This is a genomic window from Streptomyces sp. NPDC092370 (genome assembly GCF_044755265.1).
GTDB lineage: Bacteria > Actinomycetota > Actinomycetes > Streptomycetales > Streptomycetaceae > Streptomyces.
In genome coordinates this window covers 392,261-406,502 of record NZ_JBIVQO010000005.1, presented here as the reverse complement: position 1 = coordinate 406,502, position 14,242 = coordinate 392,261, and the positions used below count along the sequence as shown (strand labels likewise).

General features: G+C 73.3%; 14 protein-coding genes and 1 pseudogene. 4 read left to right on the top strand and 11 right to left on the bottom strand.

Translation table 11 applies throughout. The annotated features are described in order from the left end of the window. Positions 1-56 precede the first annotated feature (56 nt). The gene (locus ACIQHQ_RS18790) at positions 57-1,031 is read right to left on the bottom strand and encodes a nucleoside hydrolase (protein WP_402613002.1); all 975 of its coding nucleotides are present in this window, start codon (positions 1,029-1,031) and stop codon (positions 57-59) included. A gap of 154 nt (positions 1,032-1,185) precedes the next feature. Continuing rightward, a pseudogene (locus ACIQHQ_RS18785) lies at positions 1,186-1,414 on the bottom strand (threonine--tRNA ligase); the annotation flags it as partial. A 331-nt stretch (positions 1,415-1,745) separates the two neighbouring features. Here ACIQHQ_RS18785 and ACIQHQ_RS18780 point away from each other — a divergent pair. Continuing rightward, positions 1,746-2,531, top strand: a complete 786-nt coding sequence (locus ACIQHQ_RS18780) for a hypothetical protein (RefSeq protein WP_402613001.1) — start codon at positions 1,746-1,748, stop codon at positions 2,529-2,531. Between the two features lie 15 nt (positions 2,532-2,546). Here ACIQHQ_RS18780 and ACIQHQ_RS18775 read toward each other — a convergent pair whose 3' ends face one another. From ACIQHQ_RS18775 to ACIQHQ_RS18760, 4 genes are all read right to left on the bottom strand, one after another. Continuing rightward, positions 2,547-3,338 (bottom strand): GAF and ANTAR domain-containing protein, encoded by a 792-nt coding sequence (locus ACIQHQ_RS18775; protein WP_402613000.1) that lies wholly within the window; start codon positions 3,336-3,338, stop codon positions 2,547-2,549. 370 nt (positions 3,339-3,708) lie between these two features. Then, positions 3,709-4,461: a TIGR03943 family putative permease subunit gene (locus ACIQHQ_RS18770; protein ID WP_402612999.1), complete on the bottom strand. Its 753-nt coding sequence runs from the start codon at positions 4,459-4,461 to the stop codon at positions 3,709-3,711. Continuing rightward, positions 4,458-5,465, bottom strand: coding sequence for a permease (locus ACIQHQ_RS18765; protein WP_402612998.1), 1,008 nt, complete (start codon positions 5,463-5,465; stop codon positions 4,458-4,460). The genes ACIQHQ_RS18770 and ACIQHQ_RS18765 overlap by 4 nt, the downstream gene beginning before the upstream one ends. 69 nt (positions 5,466-5,534) lie before the next feature. Next, entirely contained in the window at positions 5,535-6,878 is a 1,344-nt protein-coding gene (locus ACIQHQ_RS18760; protein WP_402612997.1) for a tetratricopeptide repeat protein, read from the bottom strand. A 134-nt stretch (positions 6,879-7,012) separates the two neighbouring features. Here ACIQHQ_RS18760 and ACIQHQ_RS18755 point away from each other — a divergent pair, with 134 nt between their 5' ends. Both ACIQHQ_RS18755 and ACIQHQ_RS18750 read left to right on the top strand, forming a co-directional pair. After that, positions 7,013-7,159, top strand: coding sequence for a hypothetical protein (locus ACIQHQ_RS18755; RefSeq protein ID WP_363117704.1), 147 nt, complete (start codon positions 7,013-7,015; stop codon positions 7,157-7,159). A 134-nt stretch (positions 7,160-7,293) separates the two neighbouring features. Further along, a complete protein-coding gene (locus ACIQHQ_RS18750; RefSeq protein WP_402612996.1) occupies positions 7,294-9,297 on the top strand; it encodes an Ig-like domain repeat protein in 2,004 nt (667 codons plus the stop codon). Here ACIQHQ_RS18750 and ACIQHQ_RS18745 read toward each other — a convergent pair. Together ACIQHQ_RS18745 and ACIQHQ_RS18740 are read right to left on the bottom strand one after the other, a co-directional pair. Next, complete coding sequence (locus ACIQHQ_RS18745) at positions 9,287-9,481, bottom strand: DUF397 domain-containing protein (RefSeq protein ID WP_402612995.1); 195 nt, start codon at positions 9,479-9,481, stop codon at positions 9,287-9,289. The two genes, ACIQHQ_RS18750 and ACIQHQ_RS18745, sit on opposite strands and share 11 nt — an antisense overlap. Beyond that, a complete protein-coding gene (locus ACIQHQ_RS18740) occupies positions 9,441-10,289 on the bottom strand; it encodes a Scr1 family TA system antitoxin-like transcriptional regulator (RefSeq protein ID WP_402612994.1) in 849 nt (282 codons plus the stop codon). The genes ACIQHQ_RS18745 and ACIQHQ_RS18740 overlap by 41 nt, the downstream gene beginning before the upstream one ends. 86 nt (positions 10,290-10,375) lie before the next feature. Between ACIQHQ_RS18740 and ACIQHQ_RS18735 the strand changes: the two genes are divergently transcribed. Beyond that, on the top strand, positions 10,376-10,801 hold the full coding sequence (locus tag ACIQHQ_RS18735; protein ID WP_402612993.1) for an ATP-binding protein: 426 nt from the start codon (positions 10,376-10,378) through the stop codon (positions 10,799-10,801). 29 nt (positions 10,802-10,830) lie between these two features. Here the strand turns inward: ACIQHQ_RS18735 and ACIQHQ_RS18730 are convergent, their stop codons facing one another. The 3 genes from ACIQHQ_RS18730 to ACIQHQ_RS18720 all read right to left on the bottom strand — a co-directional run bounded on the left by ACIQHQ_RS18730 (position 10,831) and on the right by ACIQHQ_RS18720 (position 14,101). After that, complete coding sequence (locus tag ACIQHQ_RS18730) at positions 10,831-11,013, bottom strand: hypothetical protein (RefSeq protein WP_402612992.1); 183 nt, start codon at positions 11,011-11,013, stop codon at positions 10,831-10,833. An 821-nt stretch (positions 11,014-11,834) separates the two neighbouring features. Beyond that, positions 11,835-12,896, bottom strand: a complete 1,062-nt coding sequence (locus ACIQHQ_RS18725) for a hypothetical protein (RefSeq protein WP_402612991.1) — start codon at positions 12,894-12,896, stop codon at positions 11,835-11,837. 65 nt (positions 12,897-12,961) lie between these two features. After that, positions 12,962-14,101, bottom strand: a complete 1,140-nt coding sequence (locus tag ACIQHQ_RS18720) for a PP2C family protein-serine/threonine phosphatase (protein WP_402613079.1) — start codon at positions 14,099-14,101, stop codon at positions 12,962-12,964. Positions 14,102-14,242: the final 141 nt, after the last annotated feature.

Genomic DNA, 14,242 nt, shown 5'->3' with positions numbered 1-14,242 from the left:
GTGTGCTGTCGTCCGGCGGCGACAGCACACCGGGCGCTCGCATGCCCCGGCGGTGATCACACGTCGACCGTCGCCAGGTACAGCTTCACGTAGCGCTCCACGTCCACGTCCAGCGCCACGTCGACCAGGGGCTGTTCGCGCGTGCCGTCGTGGAGTTCCGACTCGCCGGGCCGGGCGCGGCGGTCCACGATCGTCATGCCGCGTGTCGGTCCGGGCGCGAGGGAGACGTCCACCGGGAGGCGGTGGGTCGTCAGGCCCTCCGGGTCGGCGACCGCGCACACCGCACCCGCGTCACCGAGGCCGCCGGCCGTCTCGGAGGGGTCGTCAGGACGGCTGCCCGGGTGGGCGGGGCGGTGGGCGAGCAGCTCCCCGGCCAGCCGCGCCCCCGGCTCGCCGCTCGCGCGCAGTCTGCGCACCTGCGCCGCCGGGACCACGACCCGCGTGAACACGTCCAGCCCGTACATCGTGATCGGCACCCCGGCGGTGAGCAGGATCGCGGCCGCCTCCGGGTCGTGCCAGACGTTGAACTCCGCGACCGGCGTGGCGTTCCCGACGGCCGCCGCGCCGCCCATGAAGACGATCCGCCCGATGTTGCGGACCACCTCCGGATGCGTACGCAGGAGCAGCGCGATGTTCGTGAGCGGTGCCGTGGGGATCAGCGTGACCGGGCGCGGGGAGGCGAGGATCTCGCGGCGCAGCAGCGTCACCGCGTCGACGTCGGCGGGCCTCCGCGTCGGCTCGGGCAGGCCCAGGTCACCCATGCCGTCGTGTCCGTGCACGTGCCGCGCGGACCGGGGGGCCTCGATCAGCGGCCGCTCGGCGCCCCGGGCCACGGGGACCTCGGGGGCGCCCGCCTGCTCCAGCACGGTCAGGGTGTTGCGGACGACGCCGTCCACGTCCGTGTTCCCGGCCACGCAGGTGATCGCACGCACGTCGAGCGCCGGGTGCCGTACGGCGAACAGCAGGGCGAGGGCGTCGTCGACGCCGGTGTCGCAGTCGATGATCACCGGGATGCGCTGACCGTCCGTCACGGCGGGGACTCCTTCCAGTGGTCCGCGGGGAAGCTCCGTGACAGCGACCCTACGGCCCGCGGGACGGCTCGCCGCGGGCGCGCGGCGTCAGGACCGCCGTATCGCCGTGCCGTCGAAGTCCGACGCCACCTTCCGCCGGCCATGCCGCGGGCCTGTCGTCGCCGTGGTGGTCCCGGTGCCCGGAGAGGTCGTACAGCTCGCGTGTGCCGGGGGCCGGTGCGTCCGCGTGCCGGTAGCCGGCCCGCCGTTGCGCGTCGCGGCTGTACTCCTCCAGGGTGTGCCGCACGACCGCGCCGTCGGGCAGCCAGTACGGCAGCTCCGCACCGTCAGCGGATCGGTGTCGACGGGTCCGGTTCACGGCCGAGTCGGCGATGGTCGCGCAGGGTGGCTTCTGGGGACCGCGGGCGAGCACCACACGGCGAAGCCCCGGGGCTTGGGACATCCGGTCAGCGCCGGCCTGCCGGGACATGCTCCGGCGTCGTCGTGACGGACGGGAACGGCTGGACGCGCTGCATGGGCATGACCGTCACAGGGGGCCCGGGGCGGGGCGACGGGTATTGACGGGCGGCCGCGGGCGTCCCGGTCCGCTCACCCGGACGGACCGTATCGCTGGTGGGCGGGTGGCCGCGGTGGTGCCGTAAGAGCACGTACCCGATCGTGGAGAGCCCGCCCCCGCCCGGCGGCGCCTCCATGACCCCCGCAGGAGGCACCCCGATGACGCACCCTCCGGCCATCCGTGCCCTCCTCGCCTCCGCGCTGGCCGTGACCGTCCTGCCGGCCATGGCCGGCTGCTCCGTCGGGGGCGAGCCGCGGCCCCGGTGGTTCTCCGCCTCCCCGTCGGCCTCCGCCGCGTCACCCGCCGTCGAACAGCCCGCCGGTTCCGGGGCCGCCCTCACCGAGGCGCAGGCCCGGGCGGTGCTGGTCACCGAGGCCGATCTGGGGGAGCCGTGGGTGCCGACCCGTGGCGCGCGGACCTGGCGGGACGGGCTGTTGAAGGCGACCACGCGGGACCGGGACTGCCAGCGGCTGCTCGACGTCCTTTACACGGAGGAGCCCTTCGGCGCCCCGCGGGGACCGCAGGCGACCTCCGCGCTCGACGACGGGGACACCGACGCCCAGCTGCGCTACCGGGTCGCCGCCCATCGCCCGGCGGACGTGGACCGCGCGCTGGGCTGGATGAAGTCGCTGCCCGGCAGGTGCGGCCGGTTCACGGCCGCGACCACCCGCACCGGCATCCAGAACGTCGAGGTCCACGACCTGCCGCTGCCACCGGTGGGGGACGCCCGGCAGGCCCTGCGGGTCACGCTGGCCGGCGAGTCGGAGGAGGGGGAGCCGACGTATCTCACGATGGACATCGCCGCCGTCCGCGTCGGCGAGGAGGCGATCACCCTCACCAACGGAGGCCTCGGCGAGGTGTACGCGGAGGTCACGCAGCAGGCCGCTCAGCTCGGGGCGCAACGCCTGGCCGAGATGACGAAGCAGGGCAGGGCGCAGATCTGACACCCCCGGCCGGGGTCAGTACCGGTCGAATCGCGTGCGGTGGGCGGTCACGTCCCGTGCCACGTCCAGGGCCGTGCGCCCCCGTGCGAAGGCGTCCGCCCGCAGCCGCGCGAGCGCGTCGTCCGCGCCCACGCCGAGCTGGGCCATGATCATGCCGACGGCCTGGTAGACCTCGTCGTGGTCCGCGGCCAGCCCGCTCAGCCAGTCCTCCCCGTCCTGTGTCCCGGGCTCGTCCCCGTGCGGCAGTGCCATCAGGGCCACGGTCATGACACCGGCCACGATCCGGGCCACGTGCAGCTGGCGTTCGGTGAGTCCGCCCGGGCGGTCGCGGTACAGGTCGAGGGTGCCCACGCACACCGCGCCGCTGCCCAGCGGCACCGCGTACACCGCCCGTACCCCGGCCTCCGTCGCCTGCTGGGCGAAGACCGGCCAGCGTCCCGCGTCACGGCCCGTGGTCAGGTCGCAGGCGAGCACGGGCGCGCCCTCCTGCAGCGCGCTCTGACACGGGCCGTCGCCCAGCGTGGCCTGGATCTGCGCCAGGTGCGCGGCCTGCGCACTGCTCGCGCTCAGCTGCACGGGCATGCCCTGGCTGCGCAGCGACACGCTCGCGCCGATCACCGGCAGCAGCTCCACCGCGACCTCGCACAGCCGCCCCGGCACCTCTCGCGGTTCGGCGCCCCGCACCCCTCTGGCGATCACGTCGGCGGCCCTGACTCCGTCCAGGTCCGGGCCTGCTCCCTCGCTACGGCCGGGGCCCGGGTCGCCGCCGTGGGCGCCTCGCGGGTCGTCCCTGGGCCGCACGGCCACCGCCTCCTTCGATCACCGCGCCTTCCACCATCGCCGTTCGTTTCCGGGGCCGGCCGCGGGCCGGGCAGGCCGCCGCCTGCCCCGGGCACACGGGCCGTCGGGTCAGGTCCCGGCGGTTCGCCGGTGCATGGCCGGGCGCATGCCGGCCTGCGCCGGGCGCGGCGCAACGCCCGGCGCAGGCCGGCATCAGCACCACGACCTCGCCCGATGCCCGCCGGGCACCGCGCCCGACACCCGCCCGGATCACCCCGAGCCCTCCCGGAGTCGTGCCCCCGACTACCCGTGGGCAGGGGGGCAAAACCCCTGCGCGAGGCCGTGGGCGTGGCGGATCGGCCTCAGCGCCTCAGGCCGTGGGCGTGGCGGATCGGCCTCAGCGCCTCTCGTACGGGCTGTCCGGCTGCGGCACCCGCTGTACGGAGGTGACGTCGACGACCGGTGGCCAGGCGGCGTCCGAGCCCAGCCTCCCCTCGGGGTGCCACGTGCCGGTGACCGTCACCCACGCGTCGACCGGTGGGGCCTGCGCGCCGCGCACCTCGGCCTTCGCGGTCGTGGCGTCGGCGGCACAGCAGGAGACGAGGAGGCGGGTGACGTACCAGGTGCCGTCGTCGTCGCGGGTGACGAAGCCGGTGAGCCGGACCGTACGGCCTCGCAGGGAGCGGCCGCTGTCGTAGACCGCCCGGGAGCCGAACTCCCCGAGGGCGAGATCGACCGGGTTGCCCGCCGGCAGGGCCGGGAAGGTGCCGACGCCCCGGGCGGCACGCCGGTCCGCCTCGCGCTCCGCGCTGTAGGAGCCGAGGGCGGGCGGCGGGAACAACAGGAGGGCGAGGGCGGGCAGTGTGAGAACCCAGGCGACCCGGGGACCGGCGGGTCCATGGCCGTGATCGTGCTCGTGCGCCGCGGCCTCCGGTGCGCCCGCGTCCGCCTCGTCGCCCCCGTCGGCTTCCGCCCCGCGGGTCACCACCGCCACCGCCGCCGCCAGCAGCACCAGCGTCACCCCGGAGATCACCAGGTACGGCCGCAGCCCCGCCTGCACGTACCGGAGGTACAGCTCGCTGAAGAGCGACACCCGCAGGATCGCCGCGCCCACGAGCGCGAGCAGTACGGCCGGTCCGTAGCGCCTCACAGCAGCCACCATCCCACCAGGACGCTGCTCACCACGGCGACCACCCACGTCGCCGCCGAGAACCGCACCGCGAAGGCCCTGCCGAACGTGCCCGTCTGCAACGCGAACAGCTTCAGGTCGACCATCGGCCCGACCACCATGAAGGCGAGTCTCGCCGTCGGGGAGAAGCCGCTCAGTGACGCCGCCACGAACGCGTCGGCCTCACTGCACACGCACAGCACGACCGCGAGCAGCGCGAGCAGCAGCACCGACAGCCAGGCCGACCCGGTGAACACCTCCAGCAGCGACCGTGGCACGACGATGTCGAACGTCGCCGCGGCCGCCGCCCCGAGGACGAGGAAACCGCCCGCGTGCAGGAAGTCGTGCTGAAGTCCGAGGACGAAGGCGCGCGGACCGCCGGCCGGCGTCCGCCCACCACTTCGCTTCGGCAGCCGCAGCCACTCCTCACGCCCGAAGCGCGCCCACAGCCAGCCCATCACCACGGCCGTGCCGAGCGAGGCGAGGAGCCGGCCGAGAACCATCTCCGGCTGCCCCGGGAAAGCGATCGACGTCGCCACGAGGACGACGGGGTTGATCGCGGGCGCCGACAGCAGGAAGGCCAGCGCGGCGGCGGGCGCGACACCCCGCCGCATCAGGCTCCCCGCCACCGGCACGGACGCGCACTCGCAGCCGGGCAGCACGACCCCGGCGGCCCCGGCGACCGGCACGGCGAGCACCGTACGGCGGGGCAGCAACCGCTGGAACACCCGCTCGGGCACGAACGCCCCGATCGCCGCCGACACGACCGTGCCCAGCAGCAGGAACGGCACGCCCTGGACCGTGATCGCGGTGAACACCGTCCACCAGGCCGCGACGGGCGGGGTGTAGAGGTCGAGCGCCAGCATCGGCCCGAGCACCGACGCCACCGTCACGACGACGAGCAGCGCGGCACCGCCGAGCACGGCGTACACCAGGGCCCGCAGACACAGCCGTATGCCGTCGGCCACCGTTCGTTGGTTGTCCACGCGCCCGCCCTGGTCGTTCTTTCCCGGGAGTGAGGCTAACCCGCACGGCTGTCCGAGGGCCCGGTCGCCTCACAGAGGAGGCTGTGCGGGAGCGGGCCCGAGGGTCGTGGTGCCGGGGGCGGTGCGGTGCCCGAGGCCCGTCCGGTAGGCGTCCAGGGCCGCCTCCACCCGGCCGGTCCGCCGCAGCAGGTCGCCCAGCAGCCGGCACAGGTCGGCCAGGTCACCGGCGGCGCCGGCCCGTTCCAGCAGGCTCAGGGCGCGGACGTAGTGCTCCTCGGCGTCCTCCGTGCGGCGGGCGTCCTCGGCGATGATGCCGAGCAGCCGGTGCGCGGCGGCGGAGTGGACGGCGCCGCGCTCGGGGGACAGGTGCCCGAGGACGTCGTGCAGCAGGGCCGCGGCCTCGTCGGACCTGCCGCGCCGGTGGAGCACGTCGGCCAGCTCGACGGTGACCTGGCTGCTGTAGAGGGCGGCACGCTTGGCCGACAGCATGCCGAGGGCCTGCCGCAGCTCCTCCTCGGCGCGTTCCAGCCGGCCGTCCTGGGCGTAGACGTAGCCGCGCATCCAGTGGCAGTTGGCGAGTTCGGTGCGGATCTGCAGGCCCCGGTACAGCTCGGCGGCCTTGGCCAGGGAGGCGTCGGCCTCGGCGAGGCGGCCCTCGGCGACCAGAGTGCGGGCGACGGACCGGTGCATGCGGGCGACCAGGGCGGGGTCGCCGGACTGCGGGGCCAGCGCCAGGGCGAACTCGGCGGCCTGGGCGGCCCGGGCGTGCGCGCCCATGTCCATGTACGGGCCGATGGCGCTGGCGTAGAGCAACAGCAGGGCGTCGGGGTCGTGCAGTCCGCCGCGGTTGAGTTCGTCGAGGGTGGTCTCCAGCAGGTAGACGGCGTACCGGAGCTCACCGGCGAGGTAGTGGGCCACGGCCCGGCCGCGCAGGGCCGGGACCCGGGCGGGCAGCGGCGCGTCGGCCAGGCGCTCCTCGGCCCGCTCGAAGTACTGCCGGCCGGTCACGAGCTCGCCCGTCTCCAGGGCGCACTCGCCGAGGCCGAGCAGGGCGGCGGACTGCTCGGCGGCCAGGTTGTGCGTCTCGGCCTCGACGAGCAGCTCGGCGTACTGGTCGGCCGCCGCCTCGGCCTCGCCGACCGAGAGGGTGCGCTGCGCCTCGGTCAGCCGCAGCCGCAGCCCGGTGACGAGCCGGGCGGAGCGCCCCCCGGCGAGCTCGTCGAAGGCGACGCCGAGCCGCTGCGCGAGATGCCGCAGGGCGTCGTCCGAGGGGCGCACCCGGCCGGACTCCAGGGTGGAGATGTAGGCCGGTGTGTACATGGGCTCCGCCAACTGCCGCTGTGTCAGTCCGCGTTCCGTGCGCAACCGCTGCACCCGGCGGCCGATGGTCCCCGGATCATCCCGCTCCCCCACGCCAACTCCCCTTGTCCCTCTTGCCGTTCGGCCTGGACTGGCCCTAGGTTAAACGGAGTGTTAAGCGGCATTGTCGAAGACGCTTAACACCCTGCCGCCGTAGTCGCCGCCCCAGTTGCGAGGTCGCCGTGCCGATGCGCACACGCACCGCCGAGCGGTACGCCCGAGGCTTCACCGCGGCCCTCGTCGCCGTGGCGACCCTGCTCCTCGCGGCGAACGCGGGTCCGGCGCGAGCCGAGGCACCACAGCACGGTCCGCGGCCTGTGGCCGACTCTCGCTGAGACGGCCGGAACCCGCCTTTCCCCCCAGCCTCATGCTGCATAGTTCACCCGAGTGTCAGAGGGGTGTTCTAGCCTGCGGAGGCTGATCACCTCTTTCCTGCTGATCACTTCTTTCGTTCCGGGGGGTTCGATCCATGCACAGACGCACGCTCACGACCGCGACGGCGCTCGCCGTCCTTTTCAGCTCGGTGACGCTCGTCGCGGCCGGCGCCGGGTCGGCGGCGGCAGCCGACTCCAGCAAGATCCTGCCGCTGAAGTCGTCCGGTGACATGGTCGTCGACGGAGTCCACCACCGCGTCTTCATCAGCGATCCGACAGCCGGCCAGGTCGTCGTCACCGACTACGCGGGCACGGTCATCGCCACCGTCGGCTCGCTGCCCGGCGTGCACGGCCTGGAGCTGTCGCCCGACTCGGGCACGCTGTACGCGGCCGTGCATGACGCGACCGCGCTCGTCGCGATCGACACGGCCACGGCGACCGAGACCCGCCGCTGGTCCACGGGCCAGGGCGCCGGCCCGGCGTACGTCGCCCTGACGGGCGGCAGGCTGTGGTTCAGCTACGGCGCTTCCGGCGACGGCAACATCGGCTCGCTCGACCCGGACGCCACCGACCCGGGCCTCACCCTGGGCCAGGACACCGGCCGCACCTTCTACGAGGCCCCGATCCTGGACGCCTCCCCGGGCGCCCCGGGCACGCTCGCCGCGGGCTCGCCGGGCCAGAGCCCGGTCGAACTCGCCGTGTACGACGTCTCCTCCGGCACGGCGAGCCGTACGGCGTACGCCAGGGACCCGGGCAACACGGGCGGCGGCAACCTCCAGGACCTGGCGGTCACGCCGGACGGCAAGGACGTCGTCACGGCCAGCGGCGCCCCGTACTACCAGCCGGTGTACAGGCTCACGGACCTCTCCGCCGACGGCAAGTACGTCACCAACACGTACCCGAACGCGGTGGACATCGCCCCGAACGGCGACGTCGCGGCGGGCACCTTCTCCTGGTACGACCCGGACGTCCATGTCTTCAAGCCGGGCACCTCGATACCCCTGAGGCAGTACGACTTCCCCAACACCGGCAACAGCAGCGGCGGCGACACCCTGGCCCCGGCGGGCCTGGCCTGGGCGCCGGACGAGAGCAGGCTGTTCGCGCTCTCGGAGAACGACAACAACGTCTACTCGCTGCGGATTCTCGAAGCCCCGACGAAGGCGGGCACGACCCTCACGGTGAACGCCCCCGCCACGGCCACCCGTGCCAAGCCTTTCACCCTCACCGGCACGCTGTCCTCGTCGGCGGCGTTTCCGGCGGGCACGAAGGTCTCGGTCACCCGCACCGACGACGAGTCCCCGTCCGGCAAGCCGCTCGGCACGGCGGCGGTAGCGGCCGACGGCTCGTACTCCTTCACGGACACCCCGCCGGCGGGCGGCAAGGTGACGTACACGGCCACCTACGCGGGCGACGACGCGCACGCGGGTGCCACAGCAGCCCACGCGGTGAGCGTCGCCAAGACCGCGACCGCGCTGACGCTGAACAACAACGGCAAGGTGTACGGCTACGGCAGCGACGTGTCGTTCACGGCGCACCTCGGTACGACGTACAAGAACCGCACCGTCGAGATCTGGGCCGACCCGTACGGCTCCGACAAGCCGAACACGCTGGTCAAGAAGGGCACGGTCGACTCGTCCGGCAACCTTTCGGCGACCGTCCACCTGACCCGGGACACGAAGGTCAGCGCGAAGTTCACGGGCGACACGCGGTATGCCGCGAAGACCGTCACCAACTCGGCCTACACGAAGGTCAAGATCTCGACCTCGCTGAGCGGCTGGTACAAGACGGCGACGGCCTGGAACCAGAAGTACCACTACTTCCGCCAGTCCAAGGACCCCGTCCACAACACGACGATGTCCATGTACCCGGGCCGCAAGTACCAGTTCCAGGTGCAGCGGTACGCCGACGGCGCCTGGCGCACCACGGACTCCGAGTACCTCGCCCTCGACCGCTACGGCAAGGACGCGGTGACCATGACCGGCACGCCGCCGATCGGTCCCCGCTTCCGGATCCGCGCGTCCTACATCGACCCGGCGTCCGGCGACAACGTCAACACGACGACGTACGGAGCGTGGAAGTACTTCGTGTTCACGCGCTGACGTACGTCACGAAGGCGGCGTAGGCCTCCGGCGAGACCGTGAGCGCGCCGACCTCGGGGTCCTTGGAGTCGCGAACAGCGACGCCGGTCCCGAGGTCGGCGACCTCGACGCATTCGCCGCCGCTGCTTCCGCTGTACGACGACTTACGCCACTGAGCACGCGCCACGTCCAGGTTGTTCCCCATAGCGTTCCTCCATCACCCGGGCGATCAAAGCCGCCGAGTCCGTCTCAGAGAGGGCATCGGCCTGAAGGCGAGCGTAACCGACCGAACGTTCCCTGATGACCTGAGGATTGGCCGTCATGTGGCCCTGGTCGTAGCTCTCGCTGTAGTGGATGTCTGGGTCGTTATCGAACCGCAGGAGGGTGAAGGAGCCCATCATCGAGGAGTGCTGGCCGGCTGAGAACGGCAGGATCTGGAGGTGCGTCCAGGGCTGTCCGATGAGACTCAACAGGTGGGCGAGTTGGTCTCGCATGATGTCGCGACTGCCGATCTGCCGGTAGAGCGCCGACTCGTCCAGCACCGTCCACACCACCGGCGGCTGCTCGCGCTCCAGGACGCGCTGCCGTTCCATCCGGGCCGCCACCATCTCGTCGAGCTTCTCCTTGTGTTCGACGCCCAGTACGGCCCGGGCGTAGGCCTCCGTCTGAAGAAGGCCGTACACCAACTGACACTGGTACGTAGAGATGTAGGACGCGCTGCCTTCCATCTCCGCATACGCCTGGAACCACGTAGGAAGCTGGCTCCTCAACACCAGCCCCACCAAGCGCGAGAAACAACCGTCCGTCATGAGCGCGGCATCCGCACGCTCCGCGAACTCTCTGGTCGGGACCTTGTGCGCGGTCTCGATCTGGCCGACCAGAGAGCCCGTGCAGAAGATGCAGTCCCCGAGCTCCTTCTGGGACAGTCCCGCACTCTCCCGGTAGCGGCGCAGCTCCGAGCCGAAGTAGTCCAACGGCGAGGCGGTGGGGTCGAGTCGACGGATGTTGGGCATGGCGCGGTCACCCCCGGGTCCGAACGCCGCACGGCGTTCATTTCGTTCTGTAGCCGAGAGTAACCACACCACTCCACGCTGGTGGCATGAACCACCTAATCCACCAGCCGGAGCCGGGACTTGGCACCAGGTACGGCGTCGACTTCACCCTCGGTGAGCACTCCGCCAGGCATCTGCGACGCATCCTCAGGGTGTATCTCACCGCCTGGGAGATGACCGGACTGTGCGACTCCGCGTCGCTCGCCCTCACCGAGCTGGTCGCGAACGTCGTACGCCACACGCCCGACCGGCGCGCCGCTGTGCTGATGCTGCGGCGGCCGGACGGGCGGGGACTGCGCGTGGAGGTCACGGACACGTGCCCGCGACCGCCGCTGTCCACAGCTGTGGACGAACTCGCCGAGGACGGACGCGGCGTGCTGATCGTCGACGCCGTCACAGACCGGTGGGGGTGGGATCCACTGCCTGACCGGCCCGGCAAGGCCGTCTGGTTCGAGTGTGACGTGAAGCCGTGAGCGCCGCGCCGGCGGCAGCGGAAGGACGTTCAGTCGGGCAGAACCTTCCTCAACGCCTCGTCGAGACTGTTTGCCATCTGCGCGTCCCCCGGCCGGGCCGCGCCCGCCGCCCGTGGGCCGTACAGGGCGTCCAGTTCGGTGATGAGGGTCTGCGTGACCGCGCCGTACAGGGGCGTGCGGGGGCTCTGGACGGCCTCGCTCAGGGCGGGCAACGGGAGTGTCCCGGGAGTAGCTGACGCCGTTGACCAACCGGTCGGGTGCCTTGACCTCGGCGCTCCCGCCCGTGGGGACGCCGAGGGGCTCCCGGAGTACGCGGCGGCGTGCCGGCACTCCGCGGGGCTGTCGGGAGCCTGGTAGGCGGAGGTGCGGGTCGCGGCGAACCCGTGCCCGCAACAGGCAGCGTTCGCTGTCCGGGTCGGTCAGGAAGGCGATCAGCTCGGCGGCCTTGGCGGCCCGCTGCTCGGACGTGGACGAGGTGACGGCCAGGTTCTGCCCGTCGAGTACGGCCTTGCCGGGCAGCCGCGTCACACCGTGGTTCCCCTTGAACGTCTCGTACAGGGCCGGGTAGACGTACGGCCAGTGCCGCAGGAAGGTCGTACGGCCCTCCGCGAAGGCGCTGAGCGATTCGGCCTCGCGGCCCCGGAGCGCTCGTGCGTGCCGAAGGGCAGCAGCTCGGTGTGCGTCCGGTCGCCGGTGTCGTGCACCGCCCACACCCCGTACTCGTCCTCCCCGCCGAGGCCGGGCAGGGTCTGCTTCAGGATGCCCGGGCCGCCGCTGGGGCCCTCCCAGCGGCCCGCCATCGAGCCGGAGCTGTCGAGGAGGAACAGGACCCTGCCGGGTCCGTGCGCGTTGCCGTGACTCTCCCGTGCCTGTTCCATGTCCGAGGGGTCGGCGGCCCTGGCCGGGCGGACGGACCCGGTGAGGCCCCCGGGGACCGGCTTCGCGTCGAGCAGGGCGCGCTCACCGGTCGCGTGACGTGACCCGCGCAAGCGATCGCACGCCCCCTTCACGCCGCGCACACGGCGCACGCGGCTCACCCCTGGGTCTGCAACTGCCTCAGCTGCCGCTGCACATGGTCCAGCGCCCCTTCGCGCCGCCCGGGGACCCTGCCGCGCAACGCGGCGAGCGCGGCGCCCAGTTCACGGGCGGGGATGGTGTCGCGGACCTGGCTCCACTGGTGGTGCGCCCGGTCCACCGCGGCCTCGACGGCGGGGGCGTCCGGCGCCTGGCCGGCGTTCAGACGGGCGCCGGCGATCATCAGCCAGGTGCGGCAGCTGCGGGCCGCGTCCCCGGCGAACATCGCCAGGTCGGCGCGTACTTCGGCCCAGTGCAGGGCCTCTTCGGAGGCGGGTCCGTGCGCGGTGACGGCAAGCTGCTCGTGCCGGGCGGCGAGCGCGTCGGCGTCGGCGTGCCGGCCGGACTGGACGGCGGCGGTGATCGCGGCGTGCGGATCCCCGCCCGTCGGGCCCGGTGTGCTCAGCACCAGGTCCTTCCCCGCGCTCTCCGGCGCGATCCGGGTCAGCGCCTGCTGGTGCAACTGCTCGACCGGCGGCCGGAACCCGCTGCGCAGGATCGTCGCCACGGCCTTCATGTACGCCGGTTGCGCGACCGTGCGCCGGGACGGCGGTGGGGCGATGCGACCGTGAACGGCGTTGCCGCGGCCCGAGTCCAGCGGAGTACCGCGCAGCAGCTCCCAGGTCTCGGCGTCGGCGTGCAGATCGAGCAGCAGGGTCGTGGCGCCGGCCGGTCGGAGCCGCAGTTCCTCCCGGAACCAGTGCCAGGGGAAGGCCGTGTAGCGGGCGGTGGAGGCGGTGGTGCGGGCCAGCGCGAGGTGGGGCAGGCGCTGCCGGCGGTCGAGCTGGAGCTGGCCGGTGACGTACACGGTGAGGGGGCCGGGGGCCGCGGCGGCGGCGCGCAGGCGGGTCAGCACGGCCTGCGGCTCCAGCGGGTCGGCGAGTTCGACGACGTTCGCGGTGTCGGTGCCGGACAGCACGGCGGGCGCCACGGCGGCGAGAACGGGGAGCACGGAGGCGGCGTCCACCAGGCGCCCCTTGCCCACCGGCGAGGCCGCCAGCAGCAGCACGGTTCCGGGCATCGCCCCACCCCCTGTGTCGATCACGTACGTCAGCACCGTAACGGCTGCGGCTGCAAAGAGGGGTCTCAGGACCGCAAACGTCCGCCTTCGGGGGCTTCGGACCGGACTCTCCTGCGAACGGCGAACACCGTGGTGTCGTCGGCGAGGTGCCCGCCGCCGTGCCGTAGCGTGCCGTCCCTGACGAAGGCCGCCAGACGGGCCGGTTCGGCGGTGCCCGGGTCCTCGGCGACCGCCCGGGCCAGCTCGTCGGCGAGCGGGTAGAACGCCCCGGTGCCGTCCCGGGTCTCCGTCACCCCGTCCGTCACCAGCAACAGCGTCTCGTCACCGCTGATCCGCCACCGCCGGATCTGCGCCGGCCCGGGCGCGAGGCCCCGGAAGCCGAGCGGCAGCCCCGCTCCGGCCGACAGGGTGCGCACCCCGCCCCGCCCGACGGCGAGCGGCGCTTCGTGCCCGAACAGCAGGACGTCCACCGCCTCCTGGTCGTCGTCGGGGAAGGCGAGCAGGACGGCCGTGGCGAACCGGTCACCGTCCGAGCGGCCCAGGGCGACGGTGTGCTCGCGGTGCCGGGTCATCCGTGTCTCCAGCCGCTCGGCGACCGTCGCCAGGTCCGCCTCGTGGTACGCGGCCTCGCGGAACGTGCCGAGCAACGCGGCCGCCGCCTCCACCGCGCCCAGGCCCTTGCCCTGTACGTCACCGACCAGGACGCGGGTGCCGTGCGGACCGGGCTGGATGTCGTAGAAGTCGCCGCCGACACGGGCGTGGGCGTCGGCGGTGAGGTAGACACCGGCGTGGTCGAGGCCGCCCCAGCCGGGGGGCAGCGGGCGCAGTACCGTGCGGCGGATGGTGTCGGTGACGTCGCCCATGTGCAGGGCCCGGCGCTCGTCGCGCACGCGGATCGCGCAGGCCAGGACGGCGAGGGTGCCACCGAGGGCGACGAGGACGAAGTCGGCGCGGCCGGCCTGGTATTCGTGCGGCCAGGCGCTGTCGGCGACGACGTACGTCACGAGGGAGAGGACCGCGAACAGGGCCGTGCCCCACACTCCGCAGATCGCGGCGGCGATACCCGGCACCAGCACGATCCAGGAGATCATCCGGAACTCGCCGATGGTGTGGTAGTCGGCCACCGCGAGGACGACGAGGAGCAGCAGCGGCGGCACCCAGGCCACGCTGTGGCCCCGCACCCGCAGCAGCTCCTGCCGCCGCACGGCCGTCCGGCCCCCGGCCCGGGCGTACCGGACGAGCGGGCCGTGCCCCCTGCGGTGGCGGCTCACGGCCCCAGCGAAACACGGGGCGGGACCGGCCGCATCCCGTCCCGGGCGCTTTGCCGACTTGCCAGGGGCTCCGGG

Bases quoted from the DNA above. Each gene is read 5' to 3' on its own strand.
- ACIQHQ_RS18755 (WP_363117704.1), top strand. From the start codon at position 7,013: ATGCGCACACGCACCGCCGAGCGGTACGCCCGAGGCTTCACCGCGGCC.
- ACIQHQ_RS18740 (WP_402612994.1), bottom strand. From the start codon at position 10,289: ATGCCCAACATCCGTCGACTCGACCCCACCGCCTCGCCGTTGGACTAC.
- ACIQHQ_RS18780 (WP_402613001.1), top strand. From the start codon at position 1,746: ATGACGCACCCTCCGGCCATCCGTGCCCTCCTCGCCTCCGCGCTGGCC.
- ACIQHQ_RS18750 (WP_402612996.1), top strand. From the start codon at position 7,294: ATGCACAGACGCACGCTCACGACCGCGACGGCGCTCGCCGTCCTTTTC.
- ACIQHQ_RS18735 (WP_402612993.1), top strand. From the start codon at position 10,376: ATGAACCACCTAATCCACCAGCCGGAGCCGGGACTTGGCACCAGGTAC.
- ACIQHQ_RS18745 (WP_402612995.1), bottom strand. From the start codon at position 9,481: ATGGGGAACAACCTGGACGTGGCGCGTGCTCAGTGGCGTAAGTCGTCG.
- ACIQHQ_RS18725 (WP_402612991.1), bottom strand. From the start codon at position 12,896: ATGCCCGGAACCGTGCTGCTGCTGGCGGCCTCGCCGGTGGGCAAGGGG.